The following is a 25,322-nucleotide window of genomic DNA, read 5'->3' as shown; positions in this document are numbered from 1 at the left end:
TTATTTTTAAAAGGATTTTAATGTTTGAGACCGTTATTGGTTTAGAGGTTCATTGTCAATTAAATACTAAAACTAAAATTTTCTGTTCTTGTGCTACTAGTTTTGGAGATGCTCCAAATACTCATGTTTGTCCTGTTTGTTTAGCACTTCCTGGAGCACTTCCTGTTCTTAATAAAGAAGCTGTTATTAAAGCCATAAGCTTTGGTGAGGCTGTTAATGCTACTATTAATCAAAACTCAGTTTTTGATAGAAAAAACTACTTCTATCCAGATCTTCCAAAAGCCTATCAAATTTCACAATTTACGGTTCCTATAGTAGAAAATGGTGAGCTTTTTATAGAAGTAGACGGAAATAAAAAAAGAGTTGGCATTACAAGAGCTCACCTTGAAGAAGACGCTGGTAAAAATAATCACGGTGATGATGAGAGTTATGTAGATTTAAACCGTGCTGGTACGCCACTTCTTGAGATAGTAAGCCAACCTGATATGAGAAGTAGTGATGAAGCAGTTGCTTATCTTAAAAAACTCCACTCAATTCTTAGATTTTTAAATATAAGCGATGCAAATATGCAAGAAGGTAGCTTTAGATGTGATGTTAATATATCTATTAGACCAAAAGGTGATGATAAACTATACACAAGAGTTGAGATAAAAAACCTAAACTCATTTAGATTTATTCAAAAGGCTATAGAGTATGAGCTAGAGCGTCAAATTTTAGCTTGGGAAGATGGTAAATATGATACTGAAGTTGTTCAGGAAACTAGACTTTTTGATACTACTCACTTAGTAACAAGATCAATGAGAAGTAAAGAAGATAGTGCTGAGTATCGCTACTTTCCAGACCCTGATTTGTATCCTGTGCATATTGATGATGGTATGATGAAAAAAGGACGAGATATTCCTGAACTACCCGATGCAAAACGAACTAGATACGCTAATGAGCTTGGCATTAAAGAGTACGATGCGGGTGTTATAACTAGCGATTATGATACAGCTATGTATTTTGAGAATTTAATAAACAAAGGACATGAGCCAAAACTATGTGTTACTTGGCTAACTGTCGAGCTAGCTGCTAGGTTAAAAGGTGGATTAACTATAAGCGATAGTCCTGTAAATAGTGAAAAAATGAGTGAAATTTTAACTCGCATAGAAGATGATACAATTTCACAAAAAGCAGCTAAAGATGTGCTTGACTATCTTTTTGAAAATCCTAAATGTAGCGTTGATGAAGTTATAGATAAACTTGGATTAAAGCAAGTTAGTAATGATAGTGAAATTTTAGTTGTGATTGATGAAATTTTAGAAAAAAATGCTGATAAAGTACAAGAGTATAAAAGCGGCAAAGATAAGCTATTTGGATTTTTTGTAGGTCAAACTATGAAAGCAGGCAAGGGTGCTTTTAATCCTTCAAAAGTTAACGCTCTTCTTAAATCAAGGCTATCTTAATTGAAAAAAATAGCAGTTATTGGAGCAGGTAAGTGGGGCAGTGCTTTACACTTTGCACTTAGTGATAAAAATAGCTGCTATATAACCTCAAGAACTAAAAGAGACATACCAAATTTCATCTCTCTTGATAAAGCTTTAGAATGTGAGTACTTGGTTTTTGCCATAGGAGCTCAAAGTATTAGTTCGTGGCTAAAGATAAACAGATTAAACAAAAACCATAAAATTTTAGTAGCTTCAAAGGGGATTGAAGCAAGTAGTGGTAAATTCTTACATGAAATTTTTGCCGAGTATGTTGGCATTGAGAATTTAGCTACACTTTCAGGTCCATCATTTGCAGATGAAGTAAGTAAAAGACTTCCTTGTGCGTTAGTTGTAAGTTCTGAAAATAGAAGCTTGGCTACAGATTTTTGCTCATTTTTTCCAGATTTTATAAAAGCGTATGCAAGTGGCGATGTGATAGGTTCTGAAATTTGTGGAGCGTATAAAAATGTTATTGCTATAGCTAGTGGAATTTGTGATGGCTTAAATCTTGGTAATAATGCAAGAGCTAGCCTTATAGCTAGAGGGCTTGTTGAGATTGCTAGATTTGGCAAGAGATTTGGTGCTAGAGATGAGACTTTTTTAGGGCTTAGTGGGGCAGGAGATCTTTTTTTAACCGCATCAAGTTCTATGTCAAGAAATTATAGAGTAGGTCATTCTTTAGCAAAAGGCAGATGCTTAGATGAAATTTTAGCTGAAATTGGCGAAGTTGCTGAAGGAGTTTTAACATCAAAAGCTATACTGAATTTGGCAAAAAATTACGATATTTATACGCCTATTGCAAACGAAGTAGCACTAATAATAGACGGAAAAGAGCCAAAGAAGAGCTTGAGTGATCTTTTAAGGCATTAAACCAAATTTTAAAATAAATTTTAAAAAAGCTCTATATTTTTTAGATTTATATTTACAAATTTAAATTTTCATCTTAGCCAAAATTTCTAAAATTTACTCTGCAAACTACTCCTAATCTCATCATTTTTAGCTTCGCCATCTTTTATATACTCTTCAACCACACTTTCAAATTTAGCTAAAAACTCAGCTAATTTCTCTTCCCAAATGTTAGCATTTTTATTTGTAGCGTGTGAAGCTTGCAAAAACTCAAGCTCTTTTCTAAGGCTTGAAAGTTTTTCTAAAAATTCATCTTTTTTTTCGCTATCAAATAGCTTAGTTTCGCCAAACAAAACCCCTTTTCTAAGAGCATCTATCTCATCATCTATCTTATCAGCAAACATCATATATCTACTCATATCTGGGTTTAGCTCTTTTTCATTTATACGAGGAAGTTGTTTGTTTATCTCCATATAAATCACAACTCCAACTATCACAGCAACGACTATCATAAGACCTATGTTCATAATCTCTCCATTTATAAAATTCACATATTTTACAAATTTATCCTTTATCAAAGCTTTAGTTTAGGATAATTAGATACAATCCATAAATTTTATTTAAGGATAGGTATAAATATGACTTGGAATAAGGATTCATGGAGAAATTTAAATATAAAACAGCAACCAACATATCCAGATCTTGATGAGTTAAAAAAGGTAGAAGATAGGCTTTCAAAGCTTCCACCGCTTGTATTTGCTGGAGAGGTTAGAAGTCTTAAAGCTGACCTTGCTAAAGTTACAAGAGGTGAGGCATTTTTGCTTCAAGGTGGCGATTGTGCTGAGAGTTTTTCAAATTTCAGTGCAAATAGTATCAAAAATATGTTTAAAGTTAGCCTTCAAATGGCAGTAGCTCTTACTTTTGCTGGCGGGCTTCCTGTAGTTAAGGTTGGTAGAGTAGCAGGGCAGTTTGCAAAGCCAAGAAGTAGTGATTTTGAAGAGATTGATGGTGTAAAACTTCCAAGCTATAGAGGTGATATTATAAATGATCTTGAGTTTAGTGCCAAAGCTAGAACACCAAAGCCTGAAAAGATGATAGAAGCTTACTTTCAAAGTGCATCTACGCTTAACCTTCTTAGAGCTTTTGCAAGGGGTGGTTTTGCAAATTTACATGAAATTCATAGCTGGAATTTAGGTTTTGTTGAAGATAATAGACTTGATGAGAGACTAAGTCATTTAGCTGATGATATCACAAGAGCTTTAGAATTTATGAAAGCGTGTGGGATAGATACTGAAAATCCAGCGTTAAATGAGACTAAATTTTACACATCTCATGAAGCACTGCTACTTCCTTATGAAGAAGCTCTTACTAGAGTTGATAGCCTTACTGGGGATTATTATGGTTGTTCTGGGCATATGCTTTGGATAGGTGAAAGAACTCGTGGCATAGATGATGCTCATGTTCATTTTTTAAGTGGCATAAAAAACCCAATCGGCGTAAAAACAGGACCAACCATAACAAGTAGCGAAATTTTAGCCCTTTGTGATAAGCTAAATCCTAAAAACGAAGCTGGTAGATTAAATATCATTGTTAGAATGGGTGCTGAAACAATAGAAAAAAACTTTCCAAAAGTTTTAAAAGAGGTGCTAAAAGAGGGGCGTGAAATTCTATGGAGTATTGATCCGATGCATGGAAACACTATAAAAACTTCAGTTGGGTATAAAACTAGAGATTTTGATGCTATTTTAAGTGAAGTAAAAAGTTTTGTTGAGATCCACAGATCTTTGGGTAGCTATCCGGGCGGAATTCATCTTGAGATGAGTGGTGATGATGTTACTGAGTGCACAGGTGGGGCATTTAATGTAACTGAAAAAACCTTAGCTGATAGATATGAAACTCAGTGTGACCCAAGGCTTAATGCCTCTCAAGCTTTAGAGCTTTCGTTTATGTTAGCTGACCTTTTAAAAAGCTTTAAAAAATCAAATTTGTAAGATTTTTATATAACAATATCTAAAAATCACCATCTTAGATGGAGATAAAATTTAACTATATATAAAAGCTTGGATGAAATTTTAAAAGGTGTTAAAGCGCCTTTTAAAAAGCTATATTGTAGCTAATAAGACTTTATTGGGCGTAAATAAAGTAAAGTATATTTTTACTATTATAAATTTAGATGGTAATAATTTTATAGATTAATTAAGAATTTTAGTAGTATAATTTCGGCTTTGATAGTTAAATTTAAAAGGATGATTATGAAAAGAGTTGGCATAATAGGCGGGATGGGCTCTTTAGCAAGTGCAGATTTATACAGTAAAATAGTAAGCCTTACTCCTGCAAAGTGCGATCAAGAGCATATATTATTAAGTATTGATAACAATGCTTTAATACCAGATAGAAGCGAGTATATATTTAGAGGTGATGAAATCAAACCAGATCCACTGCCTTATCTAATAGATAGTGCTAAAAGGCTTGAAAATTCAGGGTGCAAGGCATTTTGTATGGCATGTAATACAGCTCATTTTTTTGCTGATGATCTTAAAAAACACACTTCAATGAAATTTTTACATATGCCAGAAATTACAGTTTCTAGTATATCAAAAATCTATCCAAACGCTAAAGATATAGCAGTAATTGCTACAGTTGGCACTAGAAGAACAGGAATTTATGATAAATTTTTAAATCTAAAAGGGTTTAATAGTGTTGAGTTTAGCCCACAAATTGAGCAAAATATAATGGAGTGTATTTACAAAGGTGTAAAAGCTGGAAAAACAAAAGAGTATGTAGGGCTTTTTAGAGATACTTTAAAGATGATTAAAGCTGATGTTTTTATAGCAGCTTGTACTGAAATTCCTATATTTATACCATATTTAAACAGTGAGTTTAAATTTATAGATGCAACTAGTGAGCTTGCAAAAGCGATAATAAATTTCGCAAAATCATAGTTATTTAAGTAAAATTTAGATTTAAATTTGATTTAATAAATTCAAAAGATCAAAAGAGAGTAAACTCTCTTTTGTAAATTATTTATGTAGTTTAATGTTGAAATTTATTCAACAACAATACTTTTTATCTTATCACCAACTCTTATGTTGTCAAGAACTTTTAAACTATCTTCGTTTATAACTTTTCCAAAAACAGTATGAACGCCGTCAAGATGAGGCTGAGCTGAGTGGCATATAAAAAACTGACTCCCACCAGTGTCCTTTCCGGCGTGTGCCATAGAAAGGCTTCCTCTTTGGTGTTTATGCTTTTGACCTACGCATTCGCACTTTATTCTCCAGCCAGGTCCGCCTGTACCATTTCCTTTTGGACATCCACCTTGGATTACAAAATTTGGTATAACTCTGTGAAAATTTAACCCATTATAAAATCCACTATTTACTAAATAAGCGAAATTTAGCACAGCTTGCGGGGCTTCATCACCATATAGTTCTAGCTCCATTATGCCTTTATCTGTGTCAATAACCGCTTTTGTTGGCAAATCGCCTGTAACTTCATAAGTTTTAATACTTTCCATTTTTTATCCTTTATTTAAATTTAAGCTATATTTGTGTAGATGTTTTGCACATCGTCATCTTCTTCAAGCTTATCTATAAGTTTTTCAACATCTTCAAGTTGTTCATCACTAAATTCAAGCTTATTAGTTGCGATGTATTTTAAGCTTCCACTAACTGCTTCAAGACCTAGCTTTTCAATTCCCTCATTTAGCTCACCAAAACTATCATATTCGCCATAAATAATAAGTGTGTCTTCTTCGTCATCTTCTTGAGCTTCATTTACTTCAGCACCACTCATACCATAATCTATTAATTCAAGTTCAATCTCTTCTAAATCAGCATTTTCAGGCATCTTTACTTCAAAAACAGCTCTGTGTTCAAACATATACGACAAGCTTCCAGTTGGCAAAAATTCACCACCATTTTTACCCAAAATAGATTTTATGTTTGCTACTGTTCTTGTGTTGTTATCAGTTGCACACTCAATTATTAGCATTGTTCCGTGCGGACCTCTACCATCGTAATGGATTGTTTTGATATCAGCAGCGTCTTTGCCACTTGCTCTTTTTATCGCTGCATCGATGTTGTTTTTAGGCATATTTTGCGCTTTTGCTGTTGCGATAGCAAGGCGAAGCTTAGGGTTCATATCTGGATCTGGTCCTCCTTCTTTAGCAGCTACTGTTATAGCTTTACCAAGTTTAGGAAATATCCTACTCATCTTACCCCAACGAGCCTCTTTAGCAGCTCTTCTATACTCAAACGCTCTTCCCAATTTAATATCCTTTTATAAGTTAAAAGCCAAATTATAGCAAAAGATGCTTAAATTTAGTTAGATAATGTTAAAAAGAAATTTAGTCTTTAATCTTATACTTATCAAATTAAAATTTATAAAAGGAAAATACTATGAGAAAATTCAAAGCTTCAAATATTATGTGCCAAAACTGTGCAAACACTGTAAAAAACGCCTTAAAAGATGAATTTGGCGAAGTAGAAGTAGATGTTAAAGATGGAGTTGTTACTCTTAATGTAGATGATAAAAATTTAGATAAATTTTATGAAGAGATGGAAGATTTAGGGTTTAAGGTTACTAGCGAGATCTGAAAATGTCAAAAAGATTAACACTAAATATCGTTGGAATGAGCTGTGTAAACTGCTCAAATGCGATTCAAAGAGCTGTTAAAAAAATAGATGGTGTAGTTGATGCAAATGTAAATTTTAGCTCTGGAGAGGCTATTTTTGATGTTAAAAGTTTAAAACTAGAAGATATAATCAAAACTAAAATAGAAAAGCTTGGTTTTGAAGTTGCTACTGATTATGAAGAGTTAAATCAAAAAAAACTAGCTCATCTTAAAAAGCTAAAATTTAAGCTTATATTAGCAGCTTTTTTAACACTAATCATAATCTATCTTCACATGATAGCAACTCATAGCTACACGAACTCTTTAGCTCAGCTTATTTTAAGCTTCATAGTTGTTTTTTACTGTGGAAGTGATTTTTTCTCTCATGCAATATCAGCCCTTAAAAACAGAAATTTTGATATGAATGTCTTAGTTTCGCTTGGTAGTTTTTCTGCTTTTGCTTTTTCTACTTTTGTTTTTTTATTTCCAAATTTAGTAATAGATAAATTTCACACTCTTTATTTTGAGTCAGCTAGTATGATTATCTCATTTATACTCTTTGGAAGATTTTTAGAAAACAGCTCTAAAGCTAAGGCAAATAGCCATATAAAGGCTTTGCTCGATCTAACTCCTAAAACCGCACTTTTAGTAAAAAGCGATGGAACGACTGAGGAAATTTTAGCAAAAGATCTAAAAATCGGCGATGTTTTTATGGTAAAAAGTGGTATGAATATCCCAAGAGATGGAGTTATACTACACGGTGCAACTGAGATAAACGCAGCTATTTTAACAGGTGAGAGTATGCCTATTTATAAAAAAATAGGCGATATGGTAAATGCAGGATGCTTAAATACAAATGGAGTAATAAATGTTCGCGTTACAACTGAAGTTCATGAAACACTTTTAGCAAGAATAACAAGGCTTTTAAGTCAAACAACAGCTAAAAAAATGCCTATTGCTAGGATGGCTGATAAAGTGGCAAATATATTTGTTCCAGCTGTTATCTTGCTCTCAATCTTAACCTTTTTAGTCTGGTTTTTAAGTGGAAATTCGTATTATGGCATAATGTGTGCTATATCTGTTTTAGTTATTTCATGTCCGTGTGCTTTGGGCTTGGCTGTACCTATAGCTATAGTTTGTGCAGTTTCAAACCTTGCTAAAAATGGAGTTTTAGTTAAAAATCCTGAAGTTTTAGAAATAGCAAAAGATACAAAAACTCTTATTTTTGACAAAACAGGAACTCTGACAACTGGTGAAATTTCAGTAAGTAGTACAAATTTAAGTGATGAAATTTTAACCAAATTAGCTTCAGCTGAGCTTTTAAGTGAGCATTTAATCGCAAAAGCAATAGTAAACTTTGCTAACAAAAAAGGTCTAAAATTTAGTAAATTTGATGGTGAGTTTGAAAGCGTTGTAGGGCGTGGATTAAAGGCTGATAAGTTAATAGTTGGAAATTTAGAATTTTTAAATAAAAATGGTATTTTTGATATAAATGAGAGTGAATTTTCTAAATTTATTGATAAAGGTGATGGCATAATTTTAGTAGCATACGATAAAGAGTACAAAGGATATGTAGCACTTAGCGATACTTTAAGAGATAGCTCAAAAGAGCTTTTAAATACCTTAAAAGACAAAAAAAGCGTAATGATAACAGGTGATAGCAAAAAAACCGCAGATTTTGTTGGTAAAAGTTTAGGTATAGATGAAATTTATTCTAGTGCGCTTCCAGAAGATAAGCTAAATTTGGTTAAAAACTATGAAAATTCTATATTTGTAGGTGATGGTGTAAATGATGCTTTATCTTTAAAAAGTGCAACAATAGGAGCTTCTATGAATAGTGGCTCAGACATTGCAAAAGGAGCTGGCGATATACTTTTAGTAAATAACGATTTAATGGGCGTAGCTAAATTTATTAATACTTCAACTAAGAGTGTAAAGGTTATAAAACAAAACCTTTTTTGGGCATTTTTTTATAACGCTCTTTGTATACCAATAGCTACTGGGGCTTTATATCCGCTGTTTGGAATTTTGCTTGAGCCGCATTTTGCAGCACTTGCTATGAGCTTTAGTTCAGTAACTGTTGTTTTAAATTCTTTAAGGCTTTATAGTTTTAAAAGCTAAATTTATAAAAATATTAGGAGTGATTATTTATATTGCTCCTTCTAAATTTAGTAAAAATTTCTTTACTGAAATTCCACCAAAATATCCACCCAAGCCATTAGTTGCTACAACTCTATGACATGGAACTATGATAGGGATTTTATTTTTAGCGTTTGCATTTCCAACGGCTCGGTAAGCGTTTTTATGTCCTGAAATTTCAGCCACTTCTTTATAGCTTAAAGTTTTGCCATATGGGATTTTAAGTAGAGTTTGATAAATTTCACGCTCAAATTTAGTTCCAGTTAAATTGAGCTTTACACTAAAATTTCTAAGTTTACCTTTAAAATATCTATCAAGCTCATCTAAACAAAGAGTTAAATTCTCATCTTTAGGCTTTAAATTTAAAAATTTATCACTAAAATTTATTGTATAAATTCCACTCTTATCGCCTAAAATCTCTAAATTTCCAAACGGTGCTTTATAGTAAATTTTCTCCAAATTTAGCCTTTTTGGGCAATTATACCTAAATTATTAAGATAATTTGATAGAATAATCAAAAATTATTTAGGAGATATTATGAGTTTTTTACAAAACTATGATAAGCACATAAAAGAGCGAGCTAAGCTTGGCGTTCCACCACTTCCACTTAATAAAGATCAAACAGCTGAAATTTGTAATCTTTTAAAAGCTGGTAATGAAAATCAAAATGAGCTTATAGAGCTACTTGAAAACCGCGTTAGTCCTGGCGTTGATGAAGCTGCTAAGGTTAAGGCTGAGTTTTTAAATGAGATCTTAAATCACTCACTTATCGTTAAAGGTATTAGTAAATCAAAAGCCATATCTATGCTAAAAACGATGCTAGGCGGATATAATGTTATAGTTTTAATCGCCTGTTTATCAAGCAGTGATGAAGAAGTAGCAAAAGAGGCAAGCAAGGCTTTAAAAGAGATAATATTTGTACATGATTACTTTAACGATGTGGCAAATTTAGCCAAAAATGGAAATATTTATGCAAAAAATGTCATAGAAAGTTGGGCGGACGCTCAGTGGTTTTTAAGCCGTCCAAAGCTTAGTGAAAAGATAGAAGCTATAGTTTTTAAAGTTCCAGGTGAAACAAATACTGATGACTTAAGTCCTGCAAGTGAAGCCTTTACTCGTTCAGACATTCCACTTCACGCAAATGCTATGCTTATTAGGCGTCAAGAAGGAAGTATCAAAAAGATAAACGAGCTTAAAAATAGTGGCAAAAAAGTAGCTTATGTAGGCGATGTCGTTGGAACAGGATCAAGTAGAAAAAGCGGCATAAATAGTGTTCAGTGGCATATAGGAGAAGATATCAAAGGTGTGCCAAATAAAAAAACAGGCGGTATAATAATTGCTCAAACAATTGCGCCGATATTTTTTAGCACAGCTGAAGATAGCGGGGCTTTGCCAATTATAGCAAGTGTTGATGAGTTAGAAATGGGCGATGAGATTGAAATTTATCCATATAAAGGTGAGATCGTTAAAAATGGCAAAGTTGTAAGTAAATTTAATCTTATTCCAAATACCATCTACGATGAAGTAAGAGCTGGTGGAAGAATTCCTCTAATCATCGCTAGATCGCTTTGCGTTAAGGCTAGAGAATTTTTAGGACTTGAAAAAGAAGATATCTTTACAAAACCATCTCAGCCAGATACAAAAAATCAAGGCTTTACTTTAGCTCAAAAGATAGTAGGAAAAGCGTGTGGTATGAGTGGAGTAGCACCTGGAATGTATGTTGAGCCTATAACGCTAACTGTTGGCTCACAAGATACAACTGGTCCTATGACAAGAGATGAGATAAAAGAGCTAGCAAGTTTAGGATTTGGAGCAGATTTTGTTCTTCAAAGCTTCTGTCATACAGCAGCTTATCCTAAACCAAGTGATGCCATCACTCATAAGACTTTGCCAAATTTCATCACAAGTCGTGGTGGAGTTTCACTTAAACCAGGAGATGGCGTTATCCACTCGTGGCTAAATAGAATGGTTTTACCTGATACAGTTGGAACGGGTGGGGATTCTCACACTAGATTTCCAATCGGCATAAGCTTTCCAGCAGGAAGTGGCTTAGTGGCTTTTGCAGCTGTAACTGGGGCTATGCCACTAAATATGCCTGAGTCAGTTTTGGTGAGATTTAAAGGTAAGCTTCAAGCTGGCATAACTCTAAGAGATTTGGTAAATGCCATACCTTACTACGCCATAAAGCAAGGGCTTTTAAGCGTTGATAAAAATGGTAAAAAAAATATCTTTGCAGGTAAAATTTTAGAAATAGAAGGCTTAGAAAATCTAAAAGTGGAACAAGCTTTTGAGTTAAGTGATGCTAGTGCTGAGCGTTCAGCTGCTGCTTGCGTGGTGGCTTTGGATAAAGAGCCTGTTATAGAGTATATTAACTCAAATATAGTCTTGATTGATGCTATGATAAAAGCTGGTTATGAGAGCAAAGAGACTTTAAAAAGAAGAAGAGATAAGATGAGCGGGTGGCTTAAAAATCCTACGCTTTTAAAGGCTGATAAAGATGCAAATTATCACACTATCATTGAGATAGATATGAGTGAGATAAAAGAGCCAATAGTTGCTTGTCCAAACGATCCTGATGATGTTGCGACTTTAAGTGAAGTTTTAGCTGATGATAGTAGAGCACAAAAGATTGATGAGGTTTTTGTTGGAAGTTGTATGACAAATATCGGACATTATAGAGCTTTGGGCGAAGTTTTAAAAGGCGAGGGTCAACTGCCTACTAGGCTCTGGGTTGTACCACCTACAAAAATGGACGAAAAACAGCTCAAAGAAGAGGGTTATTACTCGCTATTTGGAGCAGCTGGAGCAAGAACAGAAATTCCAGGATGTAGCCTTTGTATGGGAAATCAAGCAAGGGTAGCTGATGAAGCTGTGGTTTTTTCAACTTCAACTAGAAATTTTGATAATCGTATGGGGCTAGGTGCTAAGGTTTATTTAGGAAGTGCTGAGTTAGCCGCTGTTTGTGCGATGCTAGGGCGTTTACCAAGCGTTGATGAGTATATGAAAATAGTACCAAAAAAACTTGATGGTAAAGAAGCTAGCATTTATAAATATCTAAATTTCAACGAGATTGATTCATTTTCTTTATAAATTTAAGGGGTAAAAGTGCCCCTTAAATTTGCCTTTTAGCTAAATTTCATAAATTTTAGATAAAATATACTCTTTATTTTTGGAGTTAATATGAGATTAGTTTTACTGTTTTTATCACTTTTTACTCTTACTTTTGCTGAAATTTGCGATGAAATTCTTTTAAATCCTACTTCGTTTTTTAGTGATAACTCAAATTTTACCCTCATTAAAAAAGATACAAATTGCATAGAAATGGCTCAAAATTTAGAATCACTTGAAAAATTAACTTACGAAATTAGAGGAAATAATATCGATTGTGATGGAAGCAAGGCTTTGATTTTTCAACAAAAATTTAAATTTGAAATTTTAAAAGCCCTTTTGGCACCTGAAATTTATAAAAAAACCCTTCCAAATGCTAAAATAGCCGATGATATGACAAATAACAATAGAGATTATTTTAAAATTTGGAGCACAAAAAGCTTATATAACCGTCTTAAATTTGATGAGTTTAACTCGTTTTATCAAGTAGCAGTTCCTATGCTTGTTGATTATTATCAAAGAAGTTATGATAAAGCAAGTGCGATTTACTACGCAAACCGCGTGGCAAATGAGTTTTTAAACGCAGCTGTTGGGAGTTTTAAAGAAAAAGAGAGTTTAAGCGAGCTTGAAAATCTTATTTTAAATCCTAAATTTGATAAAAATGAGCTAATATCATATCTTTACACTCATCCACAAAACAATCTCTCAAAAGCCCTAAAAGTTGCTATTTTAGAAAATAGAGATATTGAGTTTTTAGCTGTTTTAATGCAATTTGGAGCAAATTTAAACTCAGGTCATGAAAGTGCTATATTTTACGCTCTTAAAAACCTAGCTACACTTAAATTTTTACTAGAAAATGGTGCAAATGTGAACTATCAAAATAGCTTTGGTAAGACTTCGCTTTTTTATGCGGCTGAATTTATGGATGAAAATTTAGTAAATTTACTGGTGCAAAATGGCGCTAATACAAACGCTCTTATCATATCAAGCTATGAAAAAAGCGCTCTTGACTCAGCTGGAAGCGGATATTTGCCCTTTTCTTTATGCGGATTAAATCACACATCAAAAAGCCTTTTAATGCACGCAGCCAAATACTCAAACCTAGCTATTGTTAAAACTCTTATTAAAAATGGTGCTGTGATTGATTTGGTTGATGATATGGGCTTTAGTGCGATTGATTATGCTAAATTTAATAGCGATAAAAGCGTTTATAGATATTTTAAAAGTTTAGGCTTACAAGAGAGAAATTTAGGGGGAGTTAGTTATGAATAAGGTAGTTTTTATTACAGGTGCCACTTCAGGATTTGGGCTAGAAACAGCTAGAATTTACGCAAAAAATGGCTATAAAGTCATCGCTTTAGGGCGTAGAGCTAGTAGGCTTGAAAAGCTAAAAGATGAGTTTGAAAGTGGCGTTATACATCCTTTAGTTGTAGATGTAAGGGACAAAAATGCAGTTTTTGAAGCAGTTAAAAATTTAGAGTTTAAAAATATAGATATTTTAGTAAATAATGCCGGTCTTGCTTTAGGTCAAGATAGTGTTAAAGATGCAAATTTAGATGATTTTGAAGTAATGATTGATACAAATATCAAAGGCTTTTTGTATGTCACAAAAGCGGTTTTGCCTTTGATGAATCGCGGTGGAACGATATTTAGTATCGGTTCTGTTGCTGGAAACTGGCCTTATGCTGGAAGTAATGTTTATGGCGGTACAAAGGCATTTGTAAAGCAGTTTAGCCTAAATTTAAGAAATGATATAAGAGGAAGTGGTATAAGAGTTACAAATATCGAACCAGGGCTTTGTAAAACTGAGTTTAGTTTGGTTAGATTTGGCGGCGATACCGCAAAAGCTGAAGCTCCTTATGCTGATACTGGTTATGTAAAAGCCCAAGATATCGCTAGGATAATTTATGAAATTTCAAATTTACCAGCAAATGTAAATATAAATAGAGTTGAGGTTATGGCAACTACTCAAAGTTGGGCGGGATTTTTCTTTGAAAAATAGCCATTGTAAACATTTAAAAGAGTGTGCTAGTTGCACTTTTGATACTTCTTATGATGAGCAAATAGGGCTTAAAAAGGATTTTATAGCTTCAAAATTTAGTAAGTTTTATAAGGGTGAGTTTAAGGTTTTTAGATCAAAAACAAAGCACTATAGATGTAGGGCTGAGTTTGGAATTTATCACGAAAATGACAGACTTTCTTATACTATGAATGGCTTAAATACTAAGTATTTAAAGATAGATGAGTGTCCAAAAGTTGATGAAAAAATAGCAAATTTAATGCCAAATTTACTTAAAAATTTAGAAAAAGATGAAAAGCTAAAATTTAAACTCTTTGGAGTTGAGTTTGTAGCTACAAGTAGCGATATTTTAGCTATTTTGCTATATCATAAAGATATAAACTCAATCAAAGATGAGCTATTAAATTTAGCTAAAATTTTAGATATAAATTTAATAGCAAGAAGCAGGGGCAAAAAGCTAGTTTTTGGAAGTGAAATTTTAAATGATACTCTAAATATAAAGGATAAAATTTATCACTATAAATTTGAAAGTGGGGCGTTTTTACAACCAAATAAAGCCATAAATGAAGCAATGATTAGTTTTATATCTGATAATATTAAAGCTCCAAAGGATCTCCTTGAGATGTATTGTGGGCATGGAAATTTTACCATTCCACTTAGCTTTAAATTTAGGCGTGTTTTAGCAAATGAGATAAGCAAAAGCTCAATCAAAAACGCTACTTTAAACTGTGAGTTAAATGGCGTTAGTAATATAAATTTTCTTAGAATGAGTAGCGAAGAACTGATTAGAGCTTTTGGTGGAGAGAGTTTTAGAAGACTATCTGGGGTTAATTTAAATGAGTTTGATTTTAGTCATATTCTAGTTGACCCGCCCCGTGCTGGGCTTGATAAAAGCGTTATAAATTTTATAAAAAATCATGAAAATATAATTTATATTTCGTGTAATCCTTTGACTTTAGAGGAGAATTTAAATGATCTTTGTAAAACTCATGAAGTTATAAATTTTGCTATTTTTGATCAGTTTGTGCATACTAAGCACATTGAGTGTGGTGTGATATTAAGGAGAAAAGATGATATTTGAAAAACAAGAGCATCAAACTAAGTGTATAGAAAATATTATAGAGATTTTAAACGACTTTGATTTTAGCACCCACTCAAATTTAAAAGATTGCTTAAAAGAGTTCTATAGTAAAAACAAAGCCCTAAATTTAGGCATTAGTGGAAATAAAAATCTTGATATTTTGATGGAAACTGGAACTGGAAAAACATTTACTTATATAAATGCTATCTATGAAATTCATAAAATTTATAATCAAAACAAATTTATAATCTTTGTTCCAAGAAAGGCAATTTTAGAAAGTGTAAAGCAGAATTTAAAGCTTACAAAAGATTACTTTTACTCAATTTATAAAACCCACCTTAAAATTTATGAGTATAAAGATGAAAAAAGCATATCAAATATCATAAATCACTACATAAACGATACAAAAGAGTTAAGCGTTTTGCTTCTAACAAGTAGTGCTATAAATAAAAAAGATAACCACTTAAACAGACCAAAGGAGAGTTTATTTTTTAAAGGAAGTGTATTAGATGCTATCTCGAAGATAAAACCAATCTCATTTATAGATGAACCACACCTTTTAAAAGGCGAAAAATTTAAGGAGTATTTTTCAAAGATAGACTCGCTTTATTTGAGATTTGGTGCTACTTTTCCAGATGGCGATGATAAGTTATCAAATTTGATTTTTGCTCTTGATAGCATAAGTGCTTTTAAAAACTACTTAGTAAAGCAAATTTCAGTTCATACTATAATTGATGAGAATTTTAAACCACTTCTAAAAGATCTAAACCAAAAAAGAAAAAGTGCAACTTTTGAGATATTTTTAGACTCAATTCCAAAGCAAGTAGATCTCAAAATTGGCGATGATTTGGGCTTAAAGCTAAATGATGAGAGCCTAAAAGGTGTGGAGATAAATTCTATCAAATCAAACAAACTCTACCTAAGCAGTGGTGAAATTTTAGAAAAATCAAACTCCTACATACTAAGTAAAGAGCAAATTTCAATCCTTTTAGAAAAAGCAATTGATCTTCATTTTGAAAAAGAAGAGAGACTTTTTATGCAAGATATTAAAGCTTTAAGTCTATTTTTTATACCAAATATTAGCAATTTTAGGGGCGAAAAACCATTTATAAAAGATGAATTTACTAAACTTTATAAAGAAAAAAGAAAAGAAGTTTTAAAAAATCCAAATTTAAACCAAGCTTACCGCAAATATTTAGAAAATGACTTTGATAAAAATGGAAATTTACAGGTCTTAAATGGCTATTTTAGTGGCGATAGCAAATCAAGCGGAAATGTAGAAGATAAAGAAGCAAACGATATAAGGCTTATCTTAGAAGAAAAAGAAAAACTTCTTAGTTTTAAAACTCCACTTAGATTTATCTTTAGCGTTTGGGCTTTACAAGAGGGCTGGGATAATCCAAATGTCTTTACTCTAACAAAACTAGCAAGCTCATCATCTGATACATCAAAACGCCAACAAGTTGGTCGTGGTTTAAGACTAGCAGTCAATCAAAGCGGCAAAAGGATCACTCAAAATTTAGCCACACATAACTTTTATGATATAAACGCCCTTGATGTTGTGATAAATTCAGTTGAAGGTAGATTTATAGCTGATTTACAAAACGAAATAGATGAAGCAAGTTTTAGCTTTAATGAAGAAAATCTAAATTTAGATCACTTAACTATGCTAAATAGTAGGCAAAAAATAAAGCTTTTTTCATATTTAGAAGAAGAACTAAATGCGGTTGAATTTGATGAAGCAAATGATAACTATAAAATCATAACTCCAATTTTTGAAATTTGTAAAGATGATGAGTATGTAAAAGATTTACTAAAAGATAGCTTTGATGAGTTTATAAATTTCATAACTCCTAGTCAAAATAGTGCAGCACAAATCATAGATAAAAATAAAAAGTCAGATTTTACTAATATTAAAAAAGATTTAGCTAAAGAGTTTAAAGAGCTTTGGAAAAGCATAAATACTAAAGCTGTGATTAGATATAATGGCATTGACGATGATCTTCTTATAAATGAAGTTGCTACTAAATTTGATGAGCTTAAAATAGAGCCAAAAACAGTAAAAATCACAAAAGAGACCTTTATATCTCAGACAAATAGCATAGAAAAAGAGGAAATTTTAGCACAAAGTTACGAACTAGGCGATTTTTATATTTTAAAAAATTTAATGGATTTTTCTATAAACAACGCATATCCATTTAATTTCATTATGAAAATTTATAACCAAATTTCAAATAAAATAAACTTTAAAAACGACACAAAAACTGCCCTAAAAAGCCTTGATGCTATCATAAAAGATAGCGTTCATAAAGGTATAATTAAAAAAATAAGCTATGATTTTAATCAAACCTGCATCACAACTCAAACACCATTTTCATACCTTTATAACGCCGATGAGAGCCCAAAAGATAGAATTTCAACAAGCAAGTTAGGTAAATTTAAAAGCCCAAATAGACCAAAGGATCACTATTTATATGATAAGGTTATTTATGATAGTGAGATTGAAAAAGATGTTATCGAAAAAGAAGTTGTTAAATTTAATAAAAACTTCATAAAAGTCTTTGCAAAACTACCAAAATTTAGCATTCCAACTCCATATAAAGAGTATGAGCCTGACTTTGCTTATTTGATAGAAAATGATAGTGGCAAAAAGATATTTTTTATCTGTGAAACAAAAGGATATGATTTTTATGATAAGGTCTCAAAAGATGAACGCCAAAAAATAGACTACGCAAAAGTATTTTTCAAAGCCCTTGATAAATATATCAAAACTAAGGGTGTAAACGCTGATATAAGGTTTGAAACTAGGATTAACAAACAAAGCTTAATTGATATTTTAGGAGATTTAAAATGATCACAAAAAACGACGCCTTAAAACTAAATGTTGAAATTTTACAAGATAGCCAAAGTGATAAAGAGAGATTAACAAATTTTCTAAAAGAGAATTTTCCATCTACTTTTAAAGATGGAGAATTTTCAATAAGTGGGGTATTAGCTATTTTAGGACTTGATAAAAGCGTAAGTGGATATGAGCTAAACTGGACTGGTAAAGCCCTGTCTCACGCTCTTTATCAAGTACAATCAAATAAAGATCTAATCTTAGAAAGTGGCAAAACTAATGCACAAAATCAAATCATTATCGGTGATAACTTAGATGCTTTAAAGATTCTTAAAAGTGCTTATGACTCAAAGATAAAAATGATCTACATTGATCCACCTTATAACACTAAAAATGAAAATTTTATCTATCCTGATGATTTTAGAAAAGATTATAAAGATATTTTAAAAGATCTTGATCTAATAGAAGTTGATGATGATGGAAATGAAGTTGAAAGTGAGAGTTTAAATTTCATAAAAAACATACAAGGCTCAAGAAGCCATAGCGGTTGGTTAAGCTTTATCTATCCACGACTTAAACTTGCAAGAGATCTTTTAAGAGATGATGGTGTGATATTTATCTCAATAGATGATAACGAAATGGCAAATTTAAAACTGCTTTGTGATGAAATTTTTGGAGAGGACAATTTTGTAGAAAATTTTATCTGGGTAAAAAACTCCACTAAAAATTTAAGCAAAACTACAAGCACAAATCACGAATATATTTTATGTTATGCAAAAAATATTTCAGAAGTTGAAAGCGTAAGCGAGATGTTTAGGATTAAAAAACCAGGTTTTGATGAAGTAAATACTATCTTAAAAAAAGCCACTGATGAAAAATGGAGTAGAGAAAAAACGCAAAATGAAATTTTGGAATTTTATAAAAATAATAAACATTTAAAAGGAATAAAAGGTTATTCTAATGTTGAATTTAGAGATGGTAAGTTCCGTGTATATACTGCTGATAATCTAGGAGCACCGCTATCAACAGGAAAAGCAGCCACTTATGAAGTTTTGCACCCTGTAACAAAAAAACCTTGCAAAATTCCAAATCGTGGCTGGGTTTGGACAAAAGAAAAAATGTATAAAATGATAGCTGATGATTTAATAGAGTTTTATGATACTCACGAAAGAATTCCAAGGTCTAAACGCTTTTTAGATACAGTTTCAAGCGATGTTGTGAAGTCTTTAATTGTAGATAATACAGACGGCAAAAAGGAGCTAGCTAGAGTTTTTGGCGAGTGTCCTTTTGATAATCCTAAACCAACAACTCTAATAAAATATTTTATAGAAATGTCAACTTCAAATAACGACATTATTTTAGACTTCTTTGCAGGAAGTGGCACGACAGCACATGCTGTAATTGAACAAAACTTAGCTGATAATGGTAACCGTAAATTTATCCTAGTCCAGCTTGATGAAAAAATAGATGAAAAAAAGAGCAAAACCGCTTACGATTTTTGTAAAGATGAGTTAAAAAGTAAAAGCCCTGTAATTAGCGATATCACAATTGAACGAGTTAAAAGGGCGATTAAAAATTTAAAAAGCAGTGCTGAAGTTAGCGTTTTTAAGATGATAGATAAGCCAAATTTAACCTTAGAAAATGGCACAATAGAACTTCATTTATCAAATTTAACCCCTTTTGATATAGCTAGAAATTTACTTTTGATATGTGGCAAAACCCTAGATAAAGAGTTAAAAGAGATTATAAAAGACAGACTTTTTATCTGTGATGAAATTTTAGTAATCGTTAAAAGTGATGAAGCTGTAGTTGAAAAGCTAAAAGAATTTGAAAGTTGTGAAGTTGTTTTAAATGGCTACGCTGATATTAACTTTGATGATTTTGCAAATATCAAAGTTATAGTAGGCGATAGACTAAAAGTTGTTTTTTAAGGAGAAAAGATGACTATAAATGAAATTTTAAAAACTGCAAAAAATATAGCCGTTGTTGGGCTTAGCCCTGATGAGAGTAAGCCAAGCCACTATGTAAGTAAATTTTTACAAGAAAAAGGGTATAAAATTTATCCGATTTATCCTAAATTTGATGAGATTTTAGGCGAAAAAGTTTATAGAGATTTAAGCGAGATTAAAGATAAAATCGACATCGTAGTTATGTTTAGAAAGGGCGAATTTGCTGATGTTTTAATAGATGAAGTTATAGAAAAAGGTATAAAAACTCTGTGGCTTCAGCTAGGTATCACAAACGAAAACGCCAAAGAAAAAGCACTAAAAAACGGCGTAAATTTTATCCAAGATAGATGCATAATGGTGGAGTATAAGAAGGAATTTGGGGCAAAATTTGAGATAGTTCAGTTTAGCGATCCAATTTGTACATGGTGCTGGGGGGCTGAGCCAGTTTTAAGAAAACTAAAAGCTATTTATAAAAACCATCTTAAACTTAGCTTTATAATGGGTGGTCTTGTTAGAGATATAAGAGAGTTTAGCGATCCATTAAACGGCATAGGCGGAGATATTAACAAAACAAATGCTAGTATTTTAGCCCACTGGCAAGAAGCCTCTCGCACTCATAAAATGCCAGTAGCTAAGAGTGGATTTCATCTTTTTAGTGATGAATTTCCTTCAAGCTATCCACAAAATATCGCTTTTAAAACTGCCGAGATTCAAAGCGAAGAGTTAGCAAAAGAGCTTCTTAGGGAGATTAGAATAGCTACAGCTTTAAGGTGTGAAATAACTTCAAAACCTAGCGTTTTAGTTAGCCTTGCTAGTAAAGTTGGGCTTGATGTGGCTAAATTTAGCTCTGATTTAAAAAACGGCGAAGAAGAATTTTATAAAGATTTAGAACTTACTAGAAAATACGGCGTTAGCGGTTTTCCTAGCTTTTTAGTTAGAAATTTACAAAGCGGTGAAGAGGTGCTTTTAAGGGGATATGCAAGATTTAATGACTTTAAAAGCGTCATAGAAAATGTTTTAAATTTAAAACTAGAAATTTATGAGCCTAAAAAAGATGATATTTTAGAATATATCGGCTCAAATGCCGCTAAGATAGAGATAATGGAGATTTTAAACATTAGTGAAAATGAGTGTGATGAGTTAGTTGATACACTTATAAAAAATGGCAAAGTAAAAATAGTTAATGAGCTTATCTATCCGCTAAATAGCCCTAGCTGTAGGGATGGCGAGTGTTTGATATAAATTTAATATAAAGGATAAAAAATGAAAGATTTTAGTCATATAACTAAATTTGAAGAGATTTTGGATGCCCACATCGAGACACTTGAAAAGCTAAATAAAAGCCTTGATGAGATAGAGAATTTAACTTCTAAATATGAGAGTTTGGTTGAGTATTACTACAGCGATCAAAGAGATAGCGACTTAGAAAGCGATAATAAAGGAGAAATTCCAGACTCAGTTAAAAGGGGAGTTTTAAGTGAAGATGATATTTATAATATGATGATTGAGCATCACCAAACTTCAATAAGAATGCTTGAAGTTGCCACTAAAATGCTAAAGGCTTAAAATTTCGGTATAATAAAAACTTTTAATAACAAGGAAAATTATGGTTGATTTAAACAAAATAGTAAGAGCTAAAAGAATGATATCAGGTTTTGTTGAAAAAACCCCTTTTTCATTAGCTAGTAAGCTAAGTGCTCTGTTGGGGGCTGAAGTATATCTAAAGGGTGAAAATTTGCAGCGAACTGGTGCTTACAAGATTCGCGGTGCTTACAATATGATAGCAAATTTAAGCGGTGAGGATAAAGCAAAAGGTGTAATCGCTGCTAGTGCTGGCAATCACGCTCAAGGAGTTGCTATAAGTGCTAGAGAATTTGGCATAAGAGCAGTTATTGTGATGCCTGAAGCTACACCACTTCTTAAGGTTAGTGGGACTAGAGATTTGGGTGCTGAAGTTATACTAAAGGGAGATAATTTTGATGAAGCTTACGCTTATGCAAGAGAATTTGCTGATAAAGAAGGGCTTATTTTTGTTCACCCTTTTGATAATGAATTTGTTCAAGCAGGGCAGGGAACTATAGCGTTAGAGATGTTAGAAGATGTGCCAAATCTTGACTATATGATAGTGCCTGTTGGTGGTGGTGGTTTAGCAAGTGGGGTAGCAAGCTGTGCTAAACAGATAAATCCTGATATTAAAATCATCGCAGTTGGTGCAAAAGGAGCTCCGGCGATGTTTGATAGCTTTAGATCAGGAAAGCCAATAAATTCAAAAAGCGTTAAAACCATAGCTGATGGAATTTCTGTTCGTGATGCAAGTCCTGTAACTCTTAGTCATATCTTAGAAAATGTCGATGAGTTTGTTCAAGTTGATGATGAAGAGATAGCAGAAGCTATACTTTATCTTTTAGAAGCTCAAAAGATAGTTGTCGAAGGAGCTGGAGCTGTTGGTGTGGCAGCACTTTTGCACTCTAAATTTAGTTACAAAAAAGGTACAAAGATCGGTGTTATTTTAAGTGGTGGAAATATAGATGTTCAAATGCTTAATGTCATTATAGAAAAAGGTCTTATAAAAACTTATAGAAAAATGACAATTAGCGTTACTTTGGTTGATAAACCAGGAGCTTTAACAGGTCTTACAAAAGCTCTAAGCAGTGCAAATGCTAATATTGTTAAGATTGATTATGATAGGTTTTCTACTAGTATTGATTATGGTGATGCTGTTATTACTATCACGCTTGAGACAAAAGGAAAAGAGCATCAAAATAGCGTAATACAGGCCTTAAAAGCAAATGGATATGAGTTTAAGCAGATTTTATAAGGGGATGAAATGGAGTTTTTAGTAACTATACTTATTTTAGTTTTAGTTGTTGTTTCGTTTTTGCTTTACAGACAAAATTTAGCCCTAAAAAAGGCTAAAGAAAAACCAAAAATCAACACTAGAACCGAGATAACAAAGTTAAAAAGCATCGGCGAGTTAAGTGTTTTTAAAATTTACTCAAAAGAGATAGTTACTAGAAAGGATAGTCCAATTGAGAGTAAACTTTGGAATACTCTTCTTGGTTGGTCTATGACAAAAAAACAAATCGCTGTTATATTTGAGTTTGAAATCGATTTTATTTATGATTTAAAAAGCAGGGATTTTTCTATAAAAGAGCTAGGGGAAGGAAATTTTAAGATCACTATGCCAGCTTGTAAATATAAATTTTCAATTAGAGATATGAAAATTTATGATGAGAAAAACTCTAAATTTATGCCGTTTTTGTTGCCTGATTCTATAAATGGACTTTTTGGACCTAGCTTTGATGAGAGTGAGAAAAATCAACTAATTGATAGTGCAAAAGATGAGATAAAATCAATGTCTGTTAAAATCATAAATGATATGGGCGATCAAATTCATAAATCAGCTTCTGACACTCTAACAGCTATTGCTAAAAATTTCGGTGCAAATAGCGTAGAATTTGAATTTGTTGATAAAAATATAGAAAAAGTTGATGTTAAAGATAGCAAGGTTTTAGTAGATAAAAGGGTGCTTAACTCAGTAAAAAACTCTTTCTAAATAAAGTGCGTTTGGTGGAGCAGGGATGCGAGTATTTGGGCTTTTTAGGCTAAATTTATCTCCTTTTTTGCACTCTTTTAAAGCATTTGCAACCATTAAACGAACTTGTGAGCGTAAAAAACCATTTGCTTTAAATTTTATAATGGTTAAATTTCTATATCTATACGCAAAAGCTAAATAAATCTCTCTAACGCTACTTTTTGTATCGCTTCCTGTTTTCATAAAATTTTTATAATCATTTATGCCTTTAAATTTACTAAGTGCTAAATTTAGACTTTTTATATCTATCGCATCACAAAAATAGCAGTAATTTGCCAAAAAAGGGCTAAATTTAGAGTGATTTAAGATATATCTATAACTTCTTGCCTTAGCATCAAAACGGGGGTGAAAATTCTCATCTACAACTTCTATATTTTTTATATTTAAAGTTGGACGAGAGTGACGATTTATAAGCTCTTTTAAGCGGTTTAAATTCCAAAAATCTAAGCATTTTGTAACACTTACTTGATTTAGTGCGTGTACTCCTTTATCTGTTCTTGAACTAGTTATAAGCTTATCAAAAAGTCCAGCATGAGACATAGCATTTTTTAGTATATCTTCGGCCGTATTTTGACTGGGTTGAGATTGTGATCCGCTAAGAAGTGAACCATCATATGAGTAGATAAGCTTTATTTTCAACTAATACTTTCTTAAAATTTTGTAGTAGTAAAATATATTTGATATGATAAATGTTGCGCCAAATATCACTGGAATGGCAACAAAAGGCATATTGCCAAGTAGCATAATAGCTGCAAAATAAGCCAAAATCACAGTAAAAATTCCAACATATATAAAACCTTTTTCATAACGATAAGTTACTATTCCAAAAGAGAGTGCAAAAAGAGTTGTGGCAAATGGAAAGAGCGCTACAAGAGTGTATATGCTTAAATTTTGCCTAGCTTTTGAGCTTGTTTTTATCTCACTCCAGTAGTCTAATATAGAATTTACTCCTGAAATTTGTGAACTTTCTTTGCTTTTTATGTCCATTTGGCTAAATTTTGTGATGTGAATTTCATCCTTTAGAGTATATATAAGTCCATCTTTTAGGCTCATGACATAAATTCCACTCTCACTTTTAAACTCGCCTTCTTTGGCAAGTATAACCCTTTCATCTTCTTTTGTTGGATTATATAAAATAAGATTTTTATATAGAGTATTTCCTGAGCTTTTATCATCATCTTCTATATAAATAAGCCACTCATCCATTCTTTGACCAAATTCACTAGCTTGAAGATTTAGCGTTGCTTGTGTTTTTTTATATTCAGTGAAATTATCTCTTAAATTTTCAGCATATGGCATTAAAACAAGTCCAATAAATAGTGAAACTATAGAAAAAACAAAACTAACTGATAGAAAAAAATTACTTATTTTTACTGGTGAGTGACCAAATGTAAATATAACTGTGCTTTCATTATCTTTTGAGAGTCTGAAAAACGATATAGATAAAGAGACGAAAAAAGCTATCGGTCCTGTAAAAATAAGAACCCGTGGAAGCATGAAAAGATATAGTTTTAAAAGCTCTGTGGCATTTATCTCTATATAAGCAGTAATGCGTGAAATTCTTATAAAAAACACAATAGATACTATAAGGAACAAAACACTAAATAGTGACACAAAGCTACTTGTGAAATTTGAAAAAAGGTATCTATTTACTCTGTTCATAT

22 protein-coding genes and 1 pseudogene are annotated in these 25,322 nt (G+C 32.2%); 17 read left to right on the top strand and 6 right to left on the bottom strand.

Features of this window, described 5'->3' with window-relative positions; genetic code table 11:
• Positions 1 to 20 precede the first annotated feature (20 nt).
• The gene (gene gatB, locus CCORG_RS04870) at positions 21 to 1,445 is read left to right on the top strand and encodes an Asp-tRNA(Asn)/Glu-tRNA(Gln) amidotransferase subunit GatB (RefSeq protein ID WP_025803375.1); all 1,425 of its coding nucleotides are present in this window, start codon (positions 21 to 23) and stop codon (positions 1,443 to 1,445) included.
• Positions 1,446 to 2,336: an NAD(P)H-dependent glycerol-3-phosphate dehydrogenase gene (locus tag CCORG_RS04865; protein ID WP_025803376.1), complete on the top strand. Its 891-nt coding sequence runs from the start codon at positions 1,446 to 1,448 to the stop codon at positions 2,334 to 2,336.
• An 86-nt stretch (positions 2,337 to 2,422) separates the two neighbouring features.
• On the opposite strand, the gene CCORG_RS04860 is transcribed toward CCORG_RS04865, so the two are convergent.
• The gene (locus CCORG_RS04860) at positions 2,423 to 2,839 is read right to left on the bottom strand and encodes a hypothetical protein (protein WP_051487271.1); all 417 of its coding nucleotides are present in this window, start codon (positions 2,837 to 2,839) and stop codon (positions 2,423 to 2,425) included.
• Positions 2,840 to 2,950: 111 nt separating this feature from the next.
• Between CCORG_RS04860 and CCORG_RS04855 the strand changes: the two genes are divergently transcribed.
• Together CCORG_RS04855 and cuyB are read left to right on the top strand one after the other, a co-directional pair.
• Positions 2,951 to 4,303: a class II 3-deoxy-7-phosphoheptulonate synthase gene (locus CCORG_RS04855; RefSeq protein WP_025803378.1), complete on the top strand. Its 1,353-nt coding sequence runs from the start codon at positions 2,951 to 2,953 to the stop codon at positions 4,301 to 4,303.
• A 261-nt stretch (positions 4,304 to 4,564) separates the two neighbouring features.
• Positions 4,565 to 5,254: a cysteate racemase gene (gene cuyB / locus CCORG_RS04850; RefSeq protein ID WP_025803379.1), complete on the top strand. Its 690-nt coding sequence runs from the start codon at positions 4,565 to 4,567 to the stop codon at positions 5,252 to 5,254.
• Between the two features lie 104 nt (positions 5,255 to 5,358).
• Here cuyB and CCORG_RS04845 read toward each other — a convergent pair whose 3' ends face one another.
• Both CCORG_RS04845 and CCORG_RS04840 read right to left on the bottom strand, forming a co-directional pair.
• A complete protein-coding gene (locus tag CCORG_RS04845) occupies positions 5,359 to 5,829 on the bottom strand; it encodes a peptidylprolyl isomerase (RefSeq protein ID WP_034971542.1) in 471 nt (156 codons plus the stop codon).
• Between the two features lie 20 nt (positions 5,830 to 5,849).
• Positions 5,850 to 6,581 carry a YebC/PmpR family DNA-binding transcriptional regulator gene (locus CCORG_RS04840; protein ID WP_025803380.1) on the bottom strand — a complete coding sequence of 244 codons (732 nt, stop codon included), beginning with the start codon at positions 6,579 to 6,581 and terminating at the stop codon, positions 5,850 to 5,852.
• Between the two features lie 131 nt (positions 6,582 to 6,712).
• Here CCORG_RS04840 and CCORG_RS04835 point away from each other — a divergent pair, with 131 nt between their 5' ends.
• Together CCORG_RS04835 and CCORG_RS04830 are read left to right on the top strand one after the other, a co-directional pair.
• The gene (locus CCORG_RS04835; RefSeq protein ID WP_025803381.1) at positions 6,713 to 6,910 is read left to right on the top strand and encodes a heavy-metal-associated domain-containing protein; all 198 of its coding nucleotides are present in this window, start codon (positions 6,713 to 6,715) and stop codon (positions 6,908 to 6,910) included.
• A gap of 2 nt (positions 6,911 to 6,912) precedes the next feature.
• Complete coding sequence (locus tag CCORG_RS04830) at positions 6,913 to 9,048, top strand: heavy metal translocating P-type ATPase (RefSeq protein ID WP_025803382.1); 2,136 nt, start codon at positions 6,913 to 6,915, stop codon at positions 9,046 to 9,048.
• 27 nt (positions 9,049 to 9,075) lie between these two features.
• Here the strand turns inward: CCORG_RS04830 and CCORG_RS04825 are convergent, their stop codons facing one another.
• Complete coding sequence (locus tag CCORG_RS04825; protein WP_025803383.1) at positions 9,076 to 9,525, bottom strand: methylated-DNA--[protein]-cysteine S-methyltransferase; 450 nt, start codon at positions 9,523 to 9,525, stop codon at positions 9,076 to 9,078.
• A 78-nt stretch (positions 9,526 to 9,603) separates the two neighbouring features.
• Here CCORG_RS04825 and CCORG_RS04820 point away from each other — a divergent pair, with 78 nt between their 5' ends.
• The 11 genes and pseudogenes from CCORG_RS04820 to CCORG_RS04775 all read left to right on the top strand — a co-directional run bounded on the left by CCORG_RS04820 (position 9,604) and on the right by CCORG_RS04775 (position 23,619).
• Positions 9,604 to 12,156 carry a bifunctional aconitate hydratase 2/2-methylisocitrate dehydratase gene (locus tag CCORG_RS04820; protein WP_025803384.1) on the top strand — a complete coding sequence of 851 codons (2,553 nt, stop codon included), beginning with the start codon at positions 9,604 to 9,606 and terminating at the stop codon, positions 12,154 to 12,156.
• Positions 12,157 to 12,246: 90 nt separating this feature from the next.
• Positions 12,247 to 13,446, top strand: coding sequence for an ankyrin repeat domain-containing protein (locus CCORG_RS04815; protein WP_025803385.1), 1,200 nt, complete (start codon positions 12,247 to 12,249; stop codon positions 13,444 to 13,446).
• Positions 13,439 to 14,176, top strand: a complete 738-nt coding sequence (locus CCORG_RS04810) for an SDR family NAD(P)-dependent oxidoreductase (RefSeq protein WP_025803386.1) — start codon at positions 13,439 to 13,441, stop codon at positions 14,174 to 14,176. Before CCORG_RS04815 ends, CCORG_RS04810 begins: the two co-directional genes overlap by 8 nt.
• Entirely contained in the window at positions 14,166 to 15,275 is a 1,110-nt protein-coding gene (gene trmA, locus CCORG_RS04805; RefSeq protein WP_025803387.1) for a tRNA (uridine(54)-C5)-methyltransferase TrmA, read from the top strand. The genes CCORG_RS04810 and trmA overlap by 11 nt, the downstream gene beginning before the upstream one ends.
• The gene (locus CCORG_RS04800; protein ID WP_034971543.1) at positions 15,265 to 18,129 is read left to right on the top strand and encodes a restriction endonuclease; all 2,865 of its coding nucleotides are present in this window, start codon (positions 15,265 to 15,267) and stop codon (positions 18,127 to 18,129) included. The genes trmA and CCORG_RS04800 overlap by 11 nt, the downstream gene beginning before the upstream one ends.
• Positions 18,126 to 20,045, top strand: a complete 1,920-nt coding sequence (locus CCORG_RS04795; RefSeq protein WP_034971544.1) for a site-specific DNA-methyltransferase — start codon at positions 18,126 to 18,128, stop codon at positions 20,043 to 20,045. The genes CCORG_RS04800 and CCORG_RS04795 overlap by 4 nt, the downstream gene beginning before the upstream one ends.
• Positions 20,046 to 20,054: 9 nt before the next feature.
• Positions 20,055 to 20,426, top strand: a pseudogene (locus CCORG_RS08945) (CoA-binding protein); the annotation flags it as partial.
• Positions 20,418 to 21,305: a DsbA family protein gene (locus CCORG_RS04790; protein ID WP_232088147.1), complete on the top strand. Its 888-nt coding sequence runs from the start codon at positions 20,418 to 20,420 to the stop codon at positions 21,303 to 21,305. The pseudogene CCORG_RS08945 and the gene CCORG_RS04790, both read left to right, overlap by 9 nt.
• Before the next feature lie 21 nt (positions 21,306 to 21,326).
• Positions 21,327 to 21,629: a DUF4298 domain-containing protein gene (locus CCORG_RS04785; protein WP_025803389.1), complete on the top strand. Its 303-nt coding sequence runs from the start codon at positions 21,327 to 21,329 to the stop codon at positions 21,627 to 21,629.
• 40 nt (positions 21,630 to 21,669) lie between these two features.
• Positions 21,670 to 22,881: a threonine ammonia-lyase gene (gene ilvA, locus CCORG_RS04780; protein ID WP_025803390.1), complete on the top strand. Its 1,212-nt coding sequence runs from the start codon at positions 21,670 to 21,672 to the stop codon at positions 22,879 to 22,881.
• A 9-nt stretch (positions 22,882 to 22,890) separates the two neighbouring features.
• Entirely contained in the window at positions 22,891 to 23,619 is a 729-nt protein-coding gene (locus tag CCORG_RS04775) for a DUF4230 domain-containing protein (protein WP_025803391.1), read from the top strand.
• Here CCORG_RS04775 and truA read toward each other — a convergent pair.
• Positions 23,599 to 24,297 carry a tRNA pseudouridine(38-40) synthase TruA gene (gene truA, locus CCORG_RS04770; protein ID WP_025803392.1) on the bottom strand — a complete coding sequence of 233 codons (699 nt, stop codon included), beginning with the start codon at positions 24,295 to 24,297 and terminating at the stop codon, positions 23,599 to 23,601. The two genes, CCORG_RS04775 and truA, sit on opposite strands and share 21 nt — an antisense overlap.
• Complete coding sequence (locus CCORG_RS04765; RefSeq protein WP_025803393.1) at positions 24,298 to 25,320, bottom strand: LptF/LptG family permease; 1,023 nt, start codon at positions 25,318 to 25,320, stop codon at positions 24,298 to 24,300.
• Positions 25,321 to 25,322 lie beyond the last annotated feature (2 nt).

This window comes from Campylobacter corcagiensis, from assembly GCF_013201645.1.
Taxonomy (GTDB): domain Bacteria; phylum Campylobacterota; class Campylobacteria; order Campylobacterales; family Campylobacteraceae; genus Campylobacter_B; species Campylobacter_B corcagiensis.
Note: the sequence above shows the minus strand (reverse complement) of the source record. Positions and strands in the feature narration are given on the sequence as shown.

Excerpts from the sequence above, each read along its gene's own strand:
- gatB (WP_025803375.1), top strand. The coding sequence starts at position 21 with ATGTTTGAGACCGTTATTGGTTTAGAGGTTCATTGTCAATTAAATACT.
- CCORG_RS04860 (WP_051487271.1), bottom strand. The coding sequence starts at position 2,839 with ATGAACATAGGTCTTATGATAGTCGTTGCTGTGATAGTTGGAGTTGTG.
- CCORG_RS04855 (WP_025803378.1), top strand. The coding sequence starts at position 2,951 with ATGACTTGGAATAAGGATTCATGGAGAAATTTAAATATAAAACAGCAA.
- cuyB (WP_025803379.1), top strand. The coding sequence starts at position 4,565 with ATGAAAAGAGTTGGCATAATAGGCGGGATGGGCTCTTTAGCAAGTGCA.
- CCORG_RS04845 (WP_034971542.1), bottom strand. The coding sequence starts at position 5,829 with ATGGAAAGTATTAAAACTTATGAAGTTACAGGCGATTTGCCAACAAAA.
- CCORG_RS04835 (WP_025803381.1), top strand. The coding sequence starts at position 6,713 with ATGAGAAAATTCAAAGCTTCAAATATTATGTGCCAAAACTGTGCAAAC.
- CCORG_RS04830 (WP_025803382.1), top strand. The coding sequence starts at position 6,913 with ATGTCAAAAAGATTAACACTAAATATCGTTGGAATGAGCTGTGTAAAC.
- CCORG_RS04820 (WP_025803384.1), top strand. The coding sequence starts at position 9,604 with ATGAGTTTTTTACAAAACTATGATAAGCACATAAAAGAGCGAGCTAAG.
- CCORG_RS04815 (WP_025803385.1), top strand. The coding sequence starts at position 12,247 with ATGAGATTAGTTTTACTGTTTTTATCACTTTTTACTCTTACTTTTGCT.
- CCORG_RS04810 (WP_025803386.1), top strand. The coding sequence starts at position 13,439 with ATGAATAAGGTAGTTTTTATTACAGGTGCCACTTCAGGATTTGGGCTA.
- CCORG_RS04800 (WP_034971543.1), top strand. The coding sequence starts at position 15,265 with ATGATATTTGAAAAACAAGAGCATCAAACTAAGTGTATAGAAAATATT.
- CCORG_RS04795 (WP_034971544.1), top strand. The coding sequence starts at position 18,126 with ATGATCACAAAAAACGACGCCTTAAAACTAAATGTTGAAATTTTACAA.
- CCORG_RS04790 (WP_232088147.1), top strand. The coding sequence starts at position 20,418 with ATGGTGGAGTATAAGAAGGAATTTGGGGCAAAATTTGAGATAGTTCAG.
- CCORG_RS04785 (WP_025803389.1), top strand. The coding sequence starts at position 21,327 with ATGAAAGATTTTAGTCATATAACTAAATTTGAAGAGATTTTGGATGCC.
- ilvA (WP_025803390.1), top strand. The coding sequence starts at position 21,670 with ATGGTTGATTTAAACAAAATAGTAAGAGCTAAAAGAATGATATCAGGT.
- CCORG_RS04775 (WP_025803391.1), top strand. The coding sequence starts at position 22,891 with ATGGAGTTTTTAGTAACTATACTTATTTTAGTTTTAGTTGTTGTTTCG.
- CCORG_RS04765 (WP_025803393.1), bottom strand. The coding sequence starts at position 25,320 with ATGAACAGAGTAAATAGATACCTTTTTTCAAATTTCACAAGTAGCTTT.